The following is an 18,962-nucleotide window of genomic DNA, read 5'->3' on the forward strand; positions in this document are numbered from 1 at the left end:
GAATAATTTTTATGTCCATGGGAAAAATATGCCTAAGTATATTTATTACATGTCGTAGTTTTCATAAATGTACTAAATTCGAGCAGGCTCAGTAGGAGATGAGAAGTATTTCAATGGAACAAATGATGAATTTGAAAATGTTGAAATCACTATTTCAACGCTCTGCTGATATAATATTCCAACAGTATAAATTTCAGCAACATACAGTCCATATGATAACCTGTGATGCTATGATAGACGAAGAACTCCTTCAAACGGTTGTGGTCGAACGTGTTCAATCCTTATTTAACTGTGGTTCTGATGAAACGTTAGAGGAGCTTATCGAACAGCATCTTCATGTGCCCTATTTACAAAAGGTCACTAAGAAAGAAGATATGATTACAAGAGTCTACAAAGGCCATGTCTTATTATATTTTGAGGAAGATCATTTGATTTATTCCAGTGATATTTCAAATAGACCTAATCGTGAGCCGGGGGAAACAACGCTTGAGTTAGTTGTAAAAGGACCAAGAGATGATTTTATTGAAGATGTATTTATTAATATAGCTTTATTACGAAAACGTTTACCTACGAATTCATTTAGTGTAGAAACATTAGAAATCGGTCAACGCTCTAAAACAACGGTAGCCGTACTATATATGGAAGACATTGTGAATTTAAATATGTTAGAACAAATCCGATTACAATTACAAAAAATTGATACAGATATTGTCGTCAATGGTGATTTACTGATGGAGGCAATTGAACAGACGGCTAAAGTTCTCCCTAGACATGATTATACGGGAAGACCCGATTTTGCTCTTCAAGCATTAATGAGAGGGAGAATACTAATAATGATCGATGGCGTTTCCTATGCCATGATTATTCCTGCCAATATTATGCTGCTCTTTAAAACATCTGAGGACAATGAATATCCAATCATTGTCAGTTCAATGGAACGGGTGCTCCGAATATTTGGGATACTGATCAGTATGTTACTTCCTGGTTTTTGGCTAGCCGTAACAACCTATCATCAAGAGCAGCTCCCCTATCTTTTACTTGCGACAGTGGTTGAATCAAGAACGGGATTACCGTTCCCGACGATACTTGAAATCATGATGATGCTATTTATGTTTGAAATGTTCCGTGAGGCCAACTTACGCTTGCCAAGTGCCATCAGTGGCTCGATCAGTGTTGTTGGAGGGTTAATAATTGGAGATGCTGCCATTAAGGCTGGCGTGACAAGCCCTTCGATGATTGTAATCATTGCGATTTCAAGCATTGCTGCATTTACATTGGTCAATCAAGCCTTTGTAACAGCAATGAGTATTTTTCGATTAATTATCATTTTATTTTCAGCCTTTTTCGGTCTTTTTGGATTTTTTATTTCGGTCTTTTTCATTATTATCTATGCAGCAAATATGCGTGTACTCGGTGTGCCCTATATTAATTTTAGTGCAGATTTTGAACAGGGTAATATTGGAAAATCCTTACTGCGTTTATCACCGAAAGGTTATAGTCTAAGACCGTCCTTCCTAAAACCACAGGACCAGACACGAACGGCAAATAATAAATCAAAAAAAGATAAGGGTGTATGAGCGTTACCTGACATCAGACTATAGACAAGCTCAAAAAATTGGAGTTTGCCTATAGTCTTTTTTTATAATTAATGCCACTACGGGGTGATGAGCTAGTTCCAATCCACTTTTAAGAACTCTGTAGTGCTGAACGTCTATTTCTCCGCATATGAAAGAGAAAGAATAACAAAAACCATTGAGAGTCATTATCTTCTCAATGGTTTTTGTCTAAAGCTCTCTACATTTTGTAGCTATTTGAAGGGAATATGGACGATGGCAGTCGTTTCAAGATGTTTCGATGATTCAATCGAAATATCTCCATGATATTTATGGACGATTTCTTTCACAATAAATAGTCCTTGTCCTCGAATTTTCCCATTTTCATGCTTCTTCGTAGAGAATCCTTGTTTAAAGATTTGGTTTGCGTCTACAATATTCGGTCCTGTATTCGTAATTTTAAATTCATATTGTCCTTCATCAGCTTGACAACAAATCATAATTTTACGTTGCCCCTCAGGCAATTCATTCGCAGCATCAATCGCATTGTCAATTAAGTTCGATAGAATCTTGATTAAATCGGTCGTTTTAATTTTATTAAAATCGCCCTGAGAGATGGTGAAATCCATATCAATATTATGATTCTGTGCTGTTAGCTTTTTCGTTTGTAATAATATGGATAAACCTGGATGGTCAATATTTAATTTTAATGATTTAATCGCTTGTACTTCTTTAGACAGTGATGCTAAATATTGCTTTGCTTGATCGGTTTTTTCTAATTGTAAAAGGCCATGTAAAACTTGGATATGGTTCGTGAAATCATGACGTAACGATGACACCGAAGTAATCAACGTTTTGATCTCTGCTTGGTAAGTGTCTTCTGTGGCGCCTACTTCCTTCGCTACCTCTTTTTGGTACCATCTTTGTAAAAATAAAAAAGAACCAGCAACAATTAAAATAAATACACCGTTGAAAATAAAAATAAATAGGTTATCTTCAATCACTTTGCCTTTAATACCATTCAATGTATCTGCACTTATATCAATGCCCAGGTAACCGATTATTTGGCCTGTATCATCTTTAATTGGCGCACCAACAGATAAATAAGAACCATGGACTGAATCATGGATTACTTCTGTGACATAGGTTTCACCATGATAGGCTTTTTCTACTTGTTTAGCTGGAACAGTACAAACCTCACCTATTTCAAATCCTTTTTTTAGTTCACTTGGCAGACCCATCACCATTGCTTTTGATACCTTTGGATTATCCACCTGCAATGTATAAACAAATAATGCACCTAGCTTTATCCTTGCATCATTTAAGTAACTTCTTACTTCCCAATAATAATCATTCTTTTGCGGATTATTCAAAAATTGCTGATAAGCAATTGTATCGATGGAAGCAGCAATGGAATTAGCAGCCTCTAGACTTTGATTAGCAATCGATTCTTCAACGGTCTTTTTAATTTTTACATAGGATGTAATGATGTTTAAACTTGTAAACAAACATAATAAAATGGTGGATAGAATTAATATAAGCTTTATTTTTCGATTTTTCATATTACTCGGGACTTCCTCATCTATTAATATTCTAGAATATTAATTAACTCTATTTTTTGTTTGTAAACCAAACAATGCTTGTTTATCCTACATAAATTAAAACACAAAATCAATATGACTTTAAAATTACACACCGTAAACACTAGTTTAATAATCCTTTACAAGAAAGTAAACTAAAAAGGTGAAACAGTATATTTTAAGTCTCATTTCCTATCCTCATGGAAAATTCAAAAAGTTTCTAAAACAAAGGTCACATAAAAAATGAGTGGGTGCCAGTCATATATAATCTTTTCCCTTATATTTGTAGATAAAGTACTTTATATAAAAGTTAAAAGAAATGAGGAGCGGCAACTCCTGCAGAAATCGACAGTTCCTTTATTTCCATGTGAAAAAATAGGGAGCTTTTTTCTATTTGTAAGACATACATTACAAAGAATAAAGTGATAAAATGAAGGGGATGAAAGAATTGGAAAAGGATCTCCTGAAATTATTAAAAGAGGGAGGACTTATTTTATATGCAAGACATGGGACTGCAACAGTTGGTGTAGATCAAGTAAATGGTCTATTTCAAAGTTGTCAGTATCAAAGAAATTTATCCGAACAAGGCCGTCATGAGGCTGTATATTATGGCCAAATGTTGCGTTATTGGCAAATTCCCATCCTTGCGCCTATCACTGCAAGTCCTTTTTGTCGAACGATTGAAACAGCTCAGTTGGCTTTTCCCAATGTTCAGGTACAAATAGACCCTTTTATGTTTGAGATTTTTATGTTAGGAGGAAATCTTTCGACTGTTCAACAAAATTCAATTTTAACGGCTTTTCAATCTATGCTGGAAATGAAACCACCAGAGGGAATCAATAGAGTCATAATTGGTCATAGTTTTCCGAAAAATGTGGGACTAGGGGTCATCTCGAATATGGGCACGGTTATTATAAAACCTAAAGGTTTAGGTCAAGGATATGAAGTTTTGGGGAAACTGACATTAGAAGATTTAGCAAAATTGGATTCCATTTGAGATGAGGGAAACGATGAATATTAAAACAGTTGCACAATGTACATTAGAGGAAGTATTACGGGCGTGGAACAAAGGCTTTGAAGGATATTTTGTGCCCATTGATATGACGGCAGAGATGTTTTTACAACGGCTTGTTGGGGAGGGACTGTCAGCTGAGCACTCCATTGTCGCTTTTGACGATCATGAACCCATTGGTATTGTCATGAACGGCTTTCGTCACATAGATGGCAAGAAAATAGCTTGGAATGGAGGCACGGGTATTTCGCCTACTTATCGTGGGAAAGGCGTTTCACGATTACTAATGGAGGAAACTCTAGCTATCTATGAACGAGAAAATGTTGAAATCGCCACACTGGAAGCAATAAAGGAAAACTCAGTAGCAATTGCTTTGTATGAAAGATATGGCTATGTTATAACCGATCATCTTCAGTTTTTAAGTGGGGAATATGAGGCGAAGGTAGAACATACGTCAGCTATTAGGACTGAAATAATTCGCCCAGAGCAATTACCTCATGTGCCGTTTTATCAGGAAGCTATCCCTTGGCAATGTAGCTGGCATAGCGTTAAGCAGGGAGAGGCTAGGGTTTTCTATAATGAAGCAAATGATGTGCTCGGCTATATGTTATATAAAACAGTGTGGAGGAAACAGGGTGAGGTGGAGCGGGTCATTCTGTATCAATTGGAAGTATTAGAAGAGTATAATGTCGATTTACTAGTGCACTTCTTAGCCAGTGTGACAGCTCAGAAGGTGAATATAACCGCTGTTAATTTCCGAGCAAGCAACCCAGCAACGAGCTATTTAGTGGCAAATGGACTAAAGGTGACGACAGAGCAGGTACAGATGAAAAAGCAAATCTAACCATAGTTGTCAACCTAACGAAAATCCAGTATACTAATGCGATAATGAATGGGAATAGAGGATGAAGGACATGACGTTTGAAGAAATATTACCACGCTTAAAAGCAGGAGAAAAAAGTATTCGTGAAGGCTGGGGCGGTGCTGAACTATATGTGAAGCTAGTTGGTCAAAGCCAACACGATGGTGAGACTTTGAATCCTTATTTTTTAATTAATGTACGCGGAGAAGGCTACACAATGTTCACGCCTACAGTATGTGATTTATTAGCAGAAGATTGGATTATCGTTGAATAATAATAGGAGAAGTCATCTCAATTGTGAGGTGGCTTCTTTTGGTAAGGAGATAGGGTATGAAGTTTGAAGAATATAAAAATAAAACTGTTTTCATTACGGGGGCAGCGTCTGGCATTGGATATGCTCAAGCACTTGCATTTTTAGAAAATGGTGCGAATGTATTTGGATTTGATATAGAGGTACGAGGGTTAGTCCAATTACAGCAGCAATATCCAGAGCATTTTGCCTATATGGTAGGAAGTGTTTGTAGCCAACAAGATGTGGAACAGTCGTACGAAGCTGCTATTTCTTCATTTACACAAATTGATATTTTATGTAATACAGCAGGCATTTTAGACGGCTTTGCCAAAACGCTAGATACAGACGAAGCACTGTGGGATAAAATTATGAACACGAATGTCAAAGGAACGTTTTTTGTGACCAATAGAATCTTGTCTCATATGATTGCACGTGGAGCTGGTACGATTGTCAATATGGCTTCAATTGCTGGACTTGTTGCAGGTGGAGGAGGAGCGGTCTACACAGCTTCTAAGCATGCTATTGTTGGCTACACGAAGCAGCTAGATTTAGATTACTGTAGAGCGGGAATACGGGCTAATGCAATTGCTCCTGGAGCCATACAAACGCCGATGAATCAGGCAGATTTTGAAGGCGACGGGGAAATGGCGAAATGGGTGGCAGAGGAAACGCCAGCTGGACGCTGGGCACAACCTCAGGAGGTGGCCAATTTAACCTTATTTTTAGCAAGCTCAGCAGCAGATTATATGCATGGCGCTGTCTTACCAATCGACGGCGGCTGGTTGACCAAGTAGCATTGTTCATTCAGTTATTCTTCTGCTATAATACGCAAGTAAGCAAAATTGCTTGCACTACGGCACTTCAGATAGGGCGCTAAGCTCTCTTCCTTTGGTCGTAGTTATTACTAAAATAGCGATTAGCTATTTTACAAAGGAGAATAAAATTGAATACTTCGATTGTAAAAGATTCAAGCCGTATGTCAGTAAGTGAGTTGACAAAGACGGCTCTTGTTGCAGCTCTCTATGTTGCTGTAACAGTTTTATTGTCAGTCATTAGCTTTGGCGCTGTTCAACTACGATTGTCAGAAATGTTTAATTATCTGGCATTGTACAATAAGCGCTATGTAGTAGCAGTGACGTTAGGCGTCATACTTGCAAATTTCATGTCGCCCACATGGATAGTAGATGTGCCGATTGGTGGGATTGCCACCTTCTTAGTCTTATTACTTTGTAGAAGTCTTACAAAGCATATCGCTAATGATATTGGAAAAATGGTAGTGACAGCCCTGATATTTGCTGTATCTATGTTTACGGTTGCTGGGCAATTAACTATTCTTTATGACCTTTCTTTTTGGGCTACATGGTTCACAGTGGGAATTGGAGAATTATTGTCTATGACTGTTGGTGGACTGACAATTTACTTATTAAATAAAAAAATAGATTTGTCTAAATAATTGAATGATTATAGCGTGATCCATACAGCAAGAAGGGACTCCCATTGGTCAATAAAGCACCATTGGGAGTCCCTTCTATTTATCCTATTGGTTAACTTGAGCGTCTTTGGACGCCTCACCACTAGTATTATCAGGCTTTGCCAGAAGCATCACTGCATTGGACGTATTTGATAGATAATTTCCTTTGCCCACCGCTAAAACCTTAGCCACATATTCTGTGGATGCTGTGAGTGGTTTTCCAAATGCATCCAAATCTATATTTAGACTTTGACTTACATTGGGGAGACCATTCTGATAAATTCTAGTACTATTATTATTGTTAATGGCATCACTATCTTTGAAGCTATCTGCTTGATTTTTAGGTAGCATAAACACTCTATATTCCGTTACATTTTGTCCGTTATTGACCTTGAAGCTAATTGTAATATCGGAATATTTATTAGGACCCTCAGTAAAACTCAGTTGCACATTCTCCATCGTTACAGGTGCAGAGTGATCCACTAAAGTAATAGAAGAAGATGGGTAGGATAAGGTATACATGGCCTTGGCAGTTCCATTACCTACGGACAAGACATACACACGATACTCTTCACCATTCTTGATAATTCTTCCATCTATATCTTTACTATCAGTTGCCAAACTCATACTAGATTGACCTTTATTTATATCTGTAAAATTAGCGACTTTACTAGCTGCGTTCACATCAAAGCCATTTGCTTTTGATGCGGGTACGACAAGAATGCGGTAACTACCTATATTCGATTCATCAGAAGGCTTCGAGAATGATATTTGTAAATCTCGACCATCTCCAAAATCACCAATATCGCTTGCAGTAACATTACTTACCGCCTGAACAGCTTTACTTTTACTAAGTGTTATTACAGGCGAAGCGGAGGATAGTGCATAGGTATTTGGAGAATTCCCATTGGAAACAGTCAGTACATAGACGCGGTAGCTAGTTCCTTCCGTAATATAATTACCACGCACATCCCTAATCCCATCCAACGTTCTAGTTGTAGCGGTATTCCCACCTTTGCTCTCTGTGATGTAATAATTGCTACTATTGGCTTGTGAAAGATTAAAGCTGCTGTAATACGCTGTCGGTACGATTAGAATTCGATAATGGTTGACATTTGATTCATTAGAGGGCTTCGTAAATGTTACTTGCACATCACGGCCATCACCATTATCGTCTATATCTGTGACATTTAGATTGGTTACAGCTTGCACATTAAAGTTCTTATTTAATGTCATCGTAGACGTCGGCGCAGAAAGTGCATTGCTTCCTATGCCATTCGCGACAGTTAAAACATAGATACGGTAGCTAGTACCTTCCTTGATCGTATTACCGCGCACATCCCGAGTATTTTCAGCCAACGTTTGCTCATACGTAGATTTTCCAGATTTGTATACAGTCGTGTAATTGCTGCTGGATACATTATTTGCTTCCGTCAGACTGAAGCTATTGTAATATGCTGTTGGTACAACTAGAATCCGATAGTGACTAATGATTGACTCGTCTACAGCTTTATTGAAAGAGACAAAGAGGTCACGTCCATTGCCATAATCACTTACATCGCTAGCATATAGGTTCGATACTGCACCTGCATTGCTGCTAAATAGCGTAATCGTATTGGAGACTGAAGACAGCATATTATTCGCTGAGTTATTTGCTACGGCCATAACGAACACACGATAGCTAACTCCATTTTGAATGGGATATCCGTCAGTATCTCTTGCCCCTGAAGAGAGCACCTGAGTAATATTGTAGCCTGTTTTATTTACTTGTGTGTAATAAGTGCTAGATAAGCTGTTCGCCTTCGTCAATGTAAAGTTCGAATAGTTGTTAGCTCTTACTACAAAAATTCGGTAAGCGTTGATAGTAGATTCATCGGACACTTTATTGAAGCTCACTCTCAAATCTCGCCCATCCCCAAAGTCATTAACGTCATTCACTTGTGTAATAATCGGTGTAGACATTGTATTTTGACTAAGTGTTACTGATGACGATCCAGTTGACAGCTTATTTCCTAATGAATTCGTATTACTTACAGATAGAACGACCGCTGTATAAGGTACGTTGTTTTTTATGAGATCACCGGCAGTATCACGTGCAGTGGAGGACAAAGTCCCTGTCAAAATACTGCCGTTACTGCCCGATTTATTCACAGTTGTATAGTAGCTGCTTGATAAATTATTCGCAGTAGTCAGATTAAAATTGTTAGCATCCCTAGTTTTTACGATAAACACACGATAATTAGTAATATTGTTATCATTTTGCGGACGAGTGAAGCTAACGGAGATATCGCGCCCATCGCCAAAATCGTTTATATCATACATTTTCACATTTGTTACCTCTGTAACAGACGACAAATTGGTTAAGGTAATTTTTGCAGAAGAACTCGATAAAACGCTAGAATAAGAACCTTTCCCAACAGCAAGGATACGAACCACATATGGCTGATCATTTCTAATATAGTCTCCGTCCACATCTCTTGAATTCTGCGTTAAAGTAATAGCACGGTTCGAACCTGATGTAGACACTACTGAATAATTAGAAGGAGAGACTTTCAAGGCAGATGCCAAATTAAAGCTCTTTGAAGCCTTCAACACCATTACCCGATAATGATCGACGTATGATTCTGTAGATGATCTGGAAAAGCTAACCTCCATGTCACGCCCATCTCCCTGATCATTGACATCGCGAACCGATACATTGCTCGCAGGAGAAATACTAATATTGCTTGGTGTGTCATCAGATATAATCGTTACGGTCTGATTTCTTGCGTTCCAGTCAACTTCCTGACCAAGCGCTTCACTTACGAAGCGGACTGGTACCATTGTTCTGCCTCTTAAAATTTGTGCTGGTACATCAAGTGTAACGGACTGGCCATTAATAGTAGCTACCTTCGATTTCATCTTGAGAACTACTGTTGTATCTCCTTTATAACCTGTTACCGTTTGACTCCTTGAATCCCAATTTACACTGGCACCCAATGCCTCAAAGATTGCTCTAAGTGGTAGCATAACCCGCCCTTGAATCATTGCTGGCGGCTGATCGGTCTTTAATTGAACCCCGTCCACAGTAATTGTGATGGCTTTTGCCGCTTGTGCGGTTGCCGGTTGCAGCAATAGCGGTACAATAAGCATTGCTGCGAAAAATAAAGTCCATATTTTTTTCATAAATTCCACCCTTCTTCATGCCATATGACTGACGCAGCATGACAACTAATTTAACGTATCAAAGGTCTAAAAGTTTCACCATTTTACCTCTAAAAGAAAATTTAACCATTAGTGACTGTGTAGCGGTATTTCCTAGGGAGGTGGATCGACTAAAATAGAGGATCACACTGATCTTTATAAAATAAAGAAGGCAACCCTCTTACCCATAGTCACTTCCACCGAATGAGAGGTTGGTGACTATAGATAAAAGAATTGCCGAGAAATTAGAATGGCTTACTTTTTGGTATTATTCCACTGTTACTGATAGTTCCTTTACAAGCAGAGATGAGGAGCCATATCCTTGTGGCAGGAAGTAAAGCTCAGAGCTAGTTTCTTTAATATCATGTAGGACCTCGAAAAAATTACCAGCTATGGTCATTTGCTTAACAGGGGAGGCAATTTTACCATTTTTAATATGAAATCCTTTTGCAGCAACTGAAAAATCACCTGAAACCGTATTCGTACCAGAGTGAAGCCCAGATAATTCAGTAATCAATACACCATTACTAACTGAGTGAATTAACCCATCTAGCGTTTTCTCACCAGTTGAAATATATAAATTTTGAGGCGCAATCGTTAACGCTCCCTTATAGGAATGTTTATGGGCATGCCCAGTTGTTTCGCAGTTATCTTTTTTAGCCGTTTTTCTATTATGCAGAAGTGTTTGGAGTGTACCCTCTAAAATGATTTCCTGCTCTTTAGTTGCTACACCCTCACCATCAAAGCTTGCTCCAGACAATGCGGCAGGATGGAATGGAGTGCTCAGCAATGTAACGGCTTCTGATGCCACTTTTTGCCCAACTTTTCCTTTTAATAGAGATTGATCTTTTTGAGCATTTTCAGCGGACAGTATCGGCATAAACGTTTCTAATAAGGAGGCTGATGCATCAGAGCGAAGAATGATTGGATATTTACCACCTGGAATCGATTTTTCACCTAAATTCGCAAGAGCTTCCTCAGCTGCTTCCTTTGCAATAGCATCCGCCTGTAGAGAATGAAAATCACGTGTCATTTTCAAATAACTGCCTGTTTTCATTTCTTCGCCCTCTTTTACAACTGTGGAGAGGAAAATCACGAAGCCGTTCTCCTTATGGGATAAGGCAAGATTTTTACTATTCACTAATGATCGTTCAGCCGTAAATTCTTCCATGAAACAATAATCAAGAGTAATAATGCGTGAATCGTATGCACGAATCTTTTCCTCGATGGAACGAAGAAGCTCTATTTTTTCTGAAATTCCGATCGTTTCTAATTTTTCATTGTAATAGTCATAAGATGGGTATTCGGAGCTGCCATCATAAATAGCTATGCCCTCATCCTCATCAAGTATGATTGCATTGGCTTTAGCGCTATTAATTAAAAAGGGAATTGAATCATCGTCTAGCTTTTCCGTATAGGAATAGCCCATTTTACCGTTGTAAAGTCCTCGTAGGCTTAGACCTCCGTCCTCAGACGTTTCGTAGCTATCAATCTCGCCCTTGTAAAGCATGCATTTGATTGATTTATTTTGTTCATAATAAACCTCAGCTTCTATAAAACCAGCTTCATGTGCCTGATCTAATAGTTTTTCCTGGTATTTAGCAATATTCATCCATTATTCCCCCTTCGTTCCACCAACTGTTATTTCACTTACGCGAATCATTGGCTGACCTACATTGACAGGAAGACTACCACTTAGAGAACCACACATACCTGCTCCATGTGCGAGATTATTACCTACTCGATCAACAAGCTGCAATGTTTTTGCGCCATTGCCAATGAGTGTAGCGCCACGTACAGGGCGTTCGATTTTTCCATCTTTGACGATATAGGCCTCCATTACCGCAAAATTATAATCGCCAGTAGAAGGGGAAACTTGTCCACCTCCCATATACTTTGCGTAAATACCATACTCTGTCGATGCGATAATATCGGCTGGCGTAGATGAGCCTGGGGCGATATACGTATTGGTCATACGTGATGTAGGGTTAAATCGATAGGATTGTCGACGAGAAGAGCCTGTTGGCTGTGCATCCATACGGCGAGCATTAAATTTATCAATTAAGTAACCCTTTAAAATACCATTTTCAATTAAAATGTTTTTTCTAGTTTTTTCTCCCTCGTCATCAATATTTAATGAGCCCCACTCGTTTGGAAGTGTACCATCATCAATATATGTAACAATTTCAGGAGCGACTCTTTCACCGATACGATTGGCAAATACGGAATTATTTTTGGCAACAGCAGTTGCTTCTAAGCCATGTCCACAAGCCTCATGGAAAATGACGCCACCGAATTCATTATCAATAATGACGGGGAATTTACCGCTTGGACATTCATCTGCATGAAGCATTGTGACTGCGATACGTGCAGCTTCACCTGCATAATGGTTTAGGTCTAGCTTTTCAATAAATTCAAAGCCTGCATGTGCACCTGGGCCATAGAAGCCCGTTTGTACCTCAGTACCCTCTGTAGCTGTGGCTTGCATACTAAGTCTACTGTGAACACGAGTATCCTCAACAAATTTACCTTCTGAATTTGCAATTAGTACATTTTGTTGTTCATCGAAATATCGAACTTTTACCTGGTGAATTCGGGGGTCATATTGTCTGGCAATCGAATCTGCTTGTCGCATAACAGCTGTTTTTCTTGCATGCTCCACTGTATGAGGCATGTGAAGAATTTGATGAATAGGCGTGATGATCTCTTTATGAAGAGGGTGAATGGTACCCGATCCACCACCTTTGATGGCTAAGGCTGCACGTTCTGCCGCTGCAAGTAAACCTTCCTCAGAAAAATCATTGGTATACGTATAAATGCTTTGAAGTCCTGAAAAAATACGGATGCCGATTCCAAAATCACGCCCAGTAATACTTTGTTCAATCTTGCCGCTTTGTAAGACGAAGTCATTGACATATTTATCTTCAATAAAAATTTCTGAAAAGTCCCCACCAGTCGCTAGAGCGGCTTCAAGGACATTTTCAATAATGGATTGTTTGATCATATATCTTCCTCCTTTTCTTGATTATACCAAATAGTTAAAAAATTCTGCATTATCCTATTTTCCTAGATTTGAAGATAGGGTCACATAAATTTATGTATATTACATAAAAATTTTTTTTATGACATATTTCTCTAATCATTTCACCACACTAACAGAAAGACAGAGGAAGGTGAAAAGATGCAACAACCATATAATGTCGGAGATATCGTTTATATTTTTTATCGGAATCCTCATATTCAGGATGTAGCGAATATACAGGAAGCCGCGGTGGTCAATCATCCAGAGCAACCAGAGGAGCTAGCTGTATTTCTATTTGAAACCTATTATCCGATAACGAATGACATGTTAATTTTTTCAAGTGAAATGGCGGCTGAGCAAGCCTACCACCAGTATTTTCATTGAGGGAGGATTACGATGAATAAGCCATTTATCCCTCAGCTCGTCTATTTTGAGCCTGATGCGCTCCACTATCCGTTAGGTCAGGAGTTAAAAGAAAAATTTGAGCAAATGGGGATTGAAATACGTTATACAACTTCGCATAATCAAGTAAGAAATCTCCCTGGAGACAATGATTTTCAAAAGTATCGCGTAGCGAAATCTACTTTGGTGGTGGGCATTCGGAAAACGTTAAAGTTTGATACATCCAAGCCCTCCGCTGAATATGCCATTCCATTTGCAACTGGCTGTATGGGCCATTGCCATTATTGTTATTTACAAACAACGATGGGGAGCAAACCTTATATTCGTACGTATGTCAATGTAGATGAAATATTGGAGCAGGCGGATCATTATATGGCTGAACGAGCTCCTGACATCACACGTTTTGAGGCATCCTGTACGTCCGATATTGTAGGGATTGACCATCTTACACATACATTGAAACGTGCTATTGAGCATTTTGGACAAAGTGAGTTAGGTCAATTACGATTTGTGACGAAGTTCCACCATGTGGATCACCTATTGGATGCTAAACATAATGGTAAGACAAGATTCCGTTTTAGTGTCAATGCGGATTATGTTATTAAACATTTTGAGCCAGGAACTTCTCCATTAGCCAAAAGAATTGAGGCGGCTGGGAAAGTGGCAAGGGCTGGCTATCCGCTCGGTTTCATCGTCGCCCCCATTTATCTGCATGATGGATGGCAGGAGGGCTATTATCAAATGTTTGAGCGGCTAGATGCTGAATTACCAAAGGATGTGCGAGAGGATATTACGTTCGAATTTATCCAGCATCGCTTTACGAAGCCAGCTAAGCGTGTGATTGAAAAAAATTATCCTATGACAAAGCTAGAACTTGACGAAACCGTGAGAAGGTATAAATGGGGGAAATATGGAATAGGTAAATACATTTATCAAAAAGATGAGGAAGAAGATATTAAAGAACATTTATATGGCTATATGAAAAAGTTCTTTCCACAAGCAAAATTAGAATATTTTACGTAATGAGAGAGAGCCTTTGTCGTTCTCTCTAAATTTTTATTTAAGCTACATATGGTTCAATGAAACGACGCTTCAATTCATGGTATTGTTTGTGACTGTTCCTATTGTATAATCCCCCTTTCAATGGTAACGCTAACAGAGAACGACAAGCAGAAGGGGGGAACAAGGATGGACTCATTTCAAGTAAATTGTTGGTCGGAGCATGAGGAACTAAAGGTGGTCATGCTTTGTGCACCTTCGATAGTAGATGTAACTGATTCAAAAATAGCTGAGCAGGTTGGGTGGAGTGGGCCTGTCAGCCATCATAAAGCTATGGAAAATTTCCTGGCTTTGAAGGTAACTCTTGAAAACGCTGGGGTAAGAGTGATTGATTATGCCGAAGAATTATCAAATGAACAGCAGCTGTTAAGTGAGCAGCTCATTAATCGTTATTTTGTGCGCGATTTAGCCTGTGTTGTGGGACAGCAGCTTTTACCTGGAAATGCAGGGAGCTCGTTAAGGCGCCCAGAGTATCCACATGCTCATGCTATTTTAGCCAAGTGGTTTCCTGAACAATTTATGCGTAAAGCACAGCCCTCTCAATCACTTGAATGTGGGGATGTGATGCTATTAAATAAGGATGCAGTTCTCATGAATCTAGGGATGAGAACGTCAATAGAGGCTATTGAAAGCTTGAAGGAGCGCTTTTTTCAACAAGGATTTTCAGAAATTGCGGTCATTGATTTACCGAAGGGCAATGATACGCTTCATTTAGATATGAATTGTAATGTTGTACACCATAACTTAATGATTGCAAAAAGCTTTGTGCGTTATTTTCCTGTACAGGTGTTCACACCCCAAGGGAATTATTATGATATGCCAGAACTATTTTTAAAGCGGCATGGCTTTGATGTTTACTGGCTCGAAACCTATAAAACCATTCCGGACATTAACTTGATTAATCTTGATCCAGAAACGTTAGTAATTAGTAAACAGGCATCTAAGCAGCAGTTATTAAAGCATCCGTTACTGCACAAAAAGAAATTACTAGAAGTGGACGTCACAGAGCTTGAAAAAGGTGGGGGAGGCATTCGATGCATGACATTGCCTTTAGTCAGAAAGTAGTGAAGGGTTGATTACATGACATCAAATACAAGTAAGGGCAGGTTGTCTTGGTGGCAACTTTCGCTTCTCGGTATAGGTTGCACATTAGGAACAGGTTTCTTTCTTGGAACAAGTATGGCCATTCATAAAAGTGGACCGGCTGTTTTAATTCCTTTTTTATTAGCGGCCATTTGTACGTATATTGTTTATGATGCACTTGTTAAAATGTCTGTTGAAAATCCTGATAAAGGCTCATTCCGTACTTATGCTAAACAGGCATTTGGGAGGTGGGCAGGATTTAGTAATGGCTGGGTCTATTTAATCTCTGAGATTCTTATTATGGGGAGTCAGCTCATGGCACTCGGTATTTTTACGAAGTTTTGGTTTCCAGCGTTGCCATTATGGATTGCAGCCTCTATCTATGCTGCTATAGGGCTAGTTGTGATTCTTACAGGCATGAAGGGTTTTGAAAACTTCCAAAACATCTTTGGGGCATTAAAGGCGGCAGCAATTGTAATGTTTATTATTGTAGCTGTTGTAATTCTCATGAAAGGCTCACAAGCATCAACATTGGATTCACTCTATGCGAATTATGAACAGTTTTTCTCCCAAGGTATAAAAGGAATTTGGCTGGGACTATTGTATGCCTTTTACGCCTATGGAGGCATTGAAGTAATGGGGTTAATGGTCATTGATTTAAAAGATCCAAAAGAAGCACCAAAGGCAGGAAGAATAATGTTAGTCGTTATTACGATCATTTTTTTAATGGCTATTGCCCTTGCGTTAGCGCTTGTCTCTTGGAAAGACTTTACGATTGATGAGAGTCCCTTTATTACGGCCCTTCAAGGTTATCACATTCCCTTTGTAGCGGATATTTTTAATGGTGTTTTAATCATTGCTGGTTTTTCAACAATGGTCGCTTCTCTCTATGCGGTGATTACGATTCTTATTACACTTGCAGAGGATCACGATGCACCCAAAATATTAGCAAAGAAAGGAAAAAGAAAAGTACCTATTCCTGCCTTTATATTTTTAACTTGTGGCTTAGTCATAACCATTGTTATTGGCTTTCTCATGCCAGAAAAAATCTTTGAATATTTGATGACGGCAGCGGGTTTAATGTTGATTTATAACTGGCTCTTTATTTTAGTGACATATATGAAGCTAATGGAGTTATCTAAGTGGGCGCATGTGAAAAATGGGTTGGGGATGCTGCTCATTGCTGTTACGGTATCTGGTACGTTAGGAGAAAAAACAAGCAGACTCGGTTTTTTCGTGAGCCTGCTCTTTATTGTCCTAATAGGGATTGCAACCTGGATTGTTGTGAAAAGGCAAAGTCATAAGCAAGCCTAATGAATGTTAGTTTTGTTGCCTCCGTAAGAACGGACATTTAGACGGACTTTGATTGTCATCACTTAAAAAATATTGCTTCCATTCATAACTATTTTCTTGTCCGTACCATTTTAAATCGGGATGCCCTGGTAGTGCATCATAATGGGCAATGCGTTGACGGATGAGCTTTTTTAATTTCCGCCCAAATGCAGTAGAGTCGTTTATTTCTTCAAAAATCCAGCGTGGTTGAATGGCCATGAGCAAGGTAGAAAAATGGCGACTCCTGCGCAATTTATGTGCGGGTGTTGCACAGGAAATAAAATAGGGCTCCCCGTTAAAACAAAACTCCCATTCATTGTGGGTAGGGTCAGTTGGTATTTCTTCAGGCCAATCGAGTTCATCGATTTTAGTTAATTGGTTAAGAATGCTCCAAAATAATTGCTGATAATCCTCGACTTTATAGTGAGCGAGCATATCCTGAGGGCTATGAAAGAAAACCGTGAGTGTCGTATATTTACCAAAAGTTTGGGAGGATTTTGCGAATTCCTTTAAACATTGTGCTAGCTCATGAATGGATGACTCCTTCCGTGGATCTCCGATAAAACTATAGCGCAAATGGTTCGATAAAAACCCCATTCTTGCAGGTACACACGGAAAGGTATTTTCTTCATCGGCAATTGTGGCGGCAAAATCCGTGTAGGCAGATTGTTGCCAAATGGGAAGGGTGTCCAAATGTTCCTCCACCCACTTCCTATCAAATACTCCTACGTCCACTTGAGTCTCCTCCTTCTATACACCTTTATTCTATTAAAGAAAAAGCCAATAGGTTACGAAATGATGATGAATATGTAAGGATATATGGATCGATTATTAATCACTCAATGGATAGAATCAATGGTAGAGTTTTGCTTAAGTTGAATTGTTTTGAGCTCAATTGTTATGAAAACCAGTGCTGCTTCAATGGCTGACAAACCAAAACCATAGAAGCAGCACATATTATTCTTTTTGTTGAAAAACCTTTTGTTCAAGGATAGATAGGGCATGTTGAATATCCTTTATATCCTCCTGTGTCGCATGCTGAATAAGCTGTAGAAAGCGTTCCTCGATGCATGCAAAGGCTGCCTCCATCATTCTTTCCCCCTCAATAGACAAGCGAATATACTGCTTTCTTCGGTCCTCCGTGTCGTTCCATTTTTCAATGAGGTTTTGGTCTTGTAATTTTCGTAATTCACGACTTGTGTTGGGTAAGGACATATGCTGACATTCGCTTATTTCGGTAGGCGTGACGGGCTGACTTACTTTAATATATTCAAGAATTTTATATTGAAGCGGTGTAATATTGGCAACGGTCACGTTTTGTGTCAGCTCGTGTGTCACTTGGTGGACATTGGCTGTAAACGTTACGAATTGATGAAATAAACTGCTTTTATCCAATCGGATCACCTCTTATTGTCAAGATACCAAATAACTTGTCTTAAAACAATTATCATTTGACAACAAAAAACGAATCCGTTATTATTTAGTTATCAAATGATAAGTAATGGAGGCGTAGTATGAAAACGTTAATTGTCTATACATATCCAAACCATAAGAGCTTAAATTATGCATTTTTACAGGAAGTAATGAAGGGGTGTCAAGAGAATCCAGCCATTGATGAGATACAGCTACTAGATTTATATGAAGAAGAATTTGATCCTCGTTTAATTTTCCATGAGCATAAACGACGTCGGGATATGTACCGTGATCCGCAATTGGAAAAGTACCGTCAACAGCTGACATGGGCAGATCAAATTGTATTTGTCTATCCAATATGGTGGGGAAGACCGCCCGCTATGCTGTTAGGCTATATTGATCAAATGTTTGCATCGAATTTTGCATATCGGGATACAAAGGGGTTATTTCCAGAGGGACTTTTAAAAGGAAAGTCGGTTGTTTGTGTGTCCACGATGAAGGGGCCGACCAAATATCCACTGTTATGGCTGAATAATGCTCATAAAATTTTGATGAAAAGAGCGTTATTTAGCTTCGTAGGAATGAAGAAAGTGAAGTTTTTTGAGTTTGGAAACATGGAAAGTAAAAAAGGGCAGCAACAGCGAAAGCTGAACAAAGTTTATCAGTATTTTAAAAAGGTTGCTTACTAATAAAAAAAC

The 18,962-nt window shown here is 38.8% G+C and carries 17 protein-coding genes; 11 read left to right on the forward strand and 6 right to left on the reverse strand.

The window, feature by feature from the left end; translation table 11 throughout:
• Window positions 1–113 precede the first annotated feature (113 nt).
• Window positions 114–1,577, forward strand: a complete 1,464-nt coding sequence (locus PI85_RS06755; RefSeq protein WP_036124671.1) for a spore germination protein — start codon at window positions 114–116, stop codon at window positions 1,575–1,577.
• Between the two features lie 230 nt (window positions 1,578–1,807).
• On the opposite strand, the gene PI85_RS06760 is transcribed toward PI85_RS06755, so the two are convergent.
• Window positions 1,808–3,115, reverse strand: coding sequence for a GHKL domain-containing protein (locus PI85_RS06760; protein ID WP_036124672.1), 1,308 nt, complete (start codon window positions 3,113–3,115; stop codon window positions 1,808–1,810).
• Window positions 3,116–3,581: 466 nt separating this feature from the next.
• Between PI85_RS06760 and PI85_RS06765 the strand changes: the two genes are divergently transcribed.
• The 5 genes from PI85_RS06765 (at window position 3,582) to PI85_RS06785 (ending at window position 6,752) form a co-directional block, all read left to right on the forward strand.
• Window positions 3,582–4,130, forward strand: coding sequence for a histidine phosphatase family protein (locus PI85_RS06765; RefSeq protein ID WP_036124675.1), 549 nt, complete (start codon window positions 3,582–3,584; stop codon window positions 4,128–4,130).
• Between the two features lie 13 nt (window positions 4,131–4,143).
• Window positions 4,144–4,989 carry a GNAT family N-acetyltransferase gene (locus PI85_RS06770; protein ID WP_036124677.1) on the forward strand — a complete coding sequence of 282 codons (846 nt, stop codon included), beginning with the start codon at window positions 4,144–4,146 and terminating at the stop codon, window positions 4,987–4,989.
• Window positions 4,990–5,059: 70 nt separating this feature from the next.
• Window positions 5,060–5,281, forward strand: a complete 222-nt coding sequence (locus PI85_RS06775; protein WP_036124679.1) for a DUF2829 domain-containing protein — start codon at window positions 5,060–5,062, stop codon at window positions 5,279–5,281.
• 56 nt (window positions 5,282–5,337) lie between these two features.
• Window positions 5,338–6,093, forward strand: coding sequence for a 3-oxoacyl-ACP reductase (locus PI85_RS06780; RefSeq protein WP_036124681.1), 756 nt, complete (start codon window positions 5,338–5,340; stop codon window positions 6,091–6,093).
• 149 nt (window positions 6,094–6,242) lie between these two features.
• Window positions 6,243–6,752, forward strand: a complete 510-nt coding sequence (locus PI85_RS06785) for a QueT transporter family protein (protein ID WP_283248353.1) — start codon at window positions 6,243–6,245, stop codon at window positions 6,750–6,752.
• 84 nt (window positions 6,753–6,836) lie between these two features.
• Here the strand turns inward: PI85_RS06785 and PI85_RS06790 are convergent, their stop codons facing one another.
• The 3 genes from PI85_RS06790 to PI85_RS06800 form a co-directional block, all read right to left on the reverse strand.
• Window positions 6,837–9,935: a copper amine oxidase N-terminal domain-containing protein gene (locus PI85_RS06790; RefSeq protein ID WP_036124683.1), complete on the reverse strand. Its 3,099-nt coding sequence runs from the start codon at window positions 9,933–9,935 to the stop codon at window positions 6,837–6,839.
• A gap of 286 nt (window positions 9,936–10,221) precedes the next feature.
• Window positions 10,222–11,565 (reverse strand): TldD/PmbA family protein, encoded by a 1,344-nt coding sequence (locus PI85_RS06795; protein ID WP_036124684.1) that lies wholly within the window; start codon window positions 11,563–11,565, stop codon window positions 10,222–10,224.
• Between the two features lie 3 nt (window positions 11,566–11,568).
• Window positions 11,569–12,957: a TldD/PmbA family protein gene (locus PI85_RS06800; protein WP_008176557.1), complete on the reverse strand. Its 1,389-nt coding sequence runs from the start codon at window positions 12,955–12,957 to the stop codon at window positions 11,569–11,571.
• A gap of 177 nt (window positions 12,958–13,134) precedes the next feature.
• Between PI85_RS06800 and PI85_RS06805 the strand changes: the two genes are divergently transcribed.
• From PI85_RS06805 to PI85_RS06820, 4 genes are all read left to right on the forward strand, one after another.
• Window positions 13,135–13,359 carry a transcriptional regulator SplA domain-containing protein gene (locus PI85_RS06805; RefSeq protein WP_012293724.1) on the forward strand — a complete coding sequence of 75 codons (225 nt, stop codon included), beginning with the start codon at window positions 13,135–13,137 and terminating at the stop codon, window positions 13,357–13,359.
• Window positions 13,360–13,371: 12 nt separating this feature from the next.
• Window positions 13,372–14,400: a spore photoproduct lyase gene (gene splB, locus PI85_RS06810; protein WP_012293725.1), complete on the forward strand. Its 1,029-nt coding sequence runs from the start codon at window positions 13,372–13,374 to the stop codon at window positions 14,398–14,400.
• A gap of 165 nt (window positions 14,401–14,565) precedes the next feature.
• Window positions 14,566–15,501: an arginine deiminase family protein gene (locus PI85_RS06815; protein ID WP_036124687.1), complete on the forward strand. Its 936-nt coding sequence runs from the start codon at window positions 14,566–14,568 to the stop codon at window positions 15,499–15,501.
• A gap of 15 nt (window positions 15,502–15,516) precedes the next feature.
• Window positions 15,517–16,833, forward strand: coding sequence for an amino acid permease (locus PI85_RS06820; protein WP_036124690.1), 1,317 nt, complete (start codon window positions 15,517–15,519; stop codon window positions 16,831–16,833).
• Between the two features lie 6 nt (window positions 16,834–16,839).
• Here the strand turns inward: PI85_RS06820 and PI85_RS06825 are convergent, their stop codons facing one another.
• Window positions 16,840–17,586, reverse strand: coding sequence for a YqcI/YcgG family protein (locus PI85_RS06825; protein ID WP_036124692.1), 747 nt, complete (start codon window positions 17,584–17,586; stop codon window positions 16,840–16,842).
• A 222-nt stretch (window positions 17,587–17,808) separates the two neighbouring features.
• Complete coding sequence (locus PI85_RS06830; RefSeq protein WP_036124693.1) at window positions 17,809–18,246, reverse strand: MarR family winged helix-turn-helix transcriptional regulator; 438 nt, start codon at window positions 18,244–18,246, stop codon at window positions 17,809–17,811.
• Between the two features lie 119 nt (window positions 18,247–18,365).
• Between PI85_RS06830 and PI85_RS06835 the strand changes: the two genes are divergently transcribed.
• Window positions 18,366–18,953, forward strand: a complete 588-nt coding sequence (locus tag PI85_RS06835; protein ID WP_036124694.1) for an NAD(P)H-dependent oxidoreductase — start codon at window positions 18,366–18,368, stop codon at window positions 18,951–18,953.
• Window positions 18,954–18,962 lie beyond the last annotated feature (9 nt).

Source organism: Lysinibacillus sp. A1, assembly GCF_000801965.1.
GTDB lineage: Bacteria > Bacillota > Bacilli > Bacillales_A > Planococcaceae > Lysinibacillus > Lysinibacillus fusiformis.

Coding starts and splice junctions, on each gene's coding strand:
- PI85_RS06755 (WP_036124671.1), top strand. CDS start 114: ATGGAACAAATGATGAATTTGAAAATGTTGAAATCACTATTTCAACGC.
- PI85_RS06760 (WP_036124672.1), bottom strand. CDS start 3,115: ATGAAAAATCGAAAAATAAAGCTTATATTAATTCTATCCACCATTTTA.
- PI85_RS06770 (WP_036124677.1), top strand. CDS start 4,144: ATGAATATTAAAACAGTTGCACAATGTACATTAGAGGAAGTATTACGG.
- PI85_RS06775 (WP_036124679.1), top strand. CDS start 5,060: ATGACGTTTGAAGAAATATTACCACGCTTAAAAGCAGGAGAAAAAAGT.
- PI85_RS06780 (WP_036124681.1), top strand. CDS start 5,338: ATGAAGTTTGAAGAATATAAAAATAAAACTGTTTTCATTACGGGGGCA.
- PI85_RS06790 (WP_036124683.1), bottom strand. CDS start 9,935: ATGAAAAAAATATGGACTTTATTTTTCGCAGCAATGCTTATTGTACCG.
- PI85_RS06795 (WP_036124684.1), bottom strand. CDS start 11,565: ATGAATATTGCTAAATACCAGGAAAAACTATTAGATCAGGCACATGAA.
- PI85_RS06800 (WP_008176557.1), bottom strand. CDS start 12,957: ATGATCAAACAATCCATTATTGAAAATGTCCTTGAAGCCGCTCTAGCG.
- PI85_RS06805 (WP_012293724.1), top strand. CDS start 13,135: ATGCAACAACCATATAATGTCGGAGATATCGTTTATATTTTTTATCGG.
- splB (WP_012293725.1), top strand. CDS start 13,372: ATGAATAAGCCATTTATCCCTCAGCTCGTCTATTTTGAGCCTGATGCG.
- PI85_RS06815 (WP_036124687.1), top strand. CDS start 14,566: ATGGACTCATTTCAAGTAAATTGTTGGTCGGAGCATGAGGAACTAAAG.
- PI85_RS06820 (WP_036124690.1), top strand. CDS start 15,517: ATGACATCAAATACAAGTAAGGGCAGGTTGTCTTGGTGGCAACTTTCG.
- PI85_RS06835 (WP_036124694.1), top strand. CDS start 18,366: ATGAAAACGTTAATTGTCTATACATATCCAAACCATAAGAGCTTAAAT.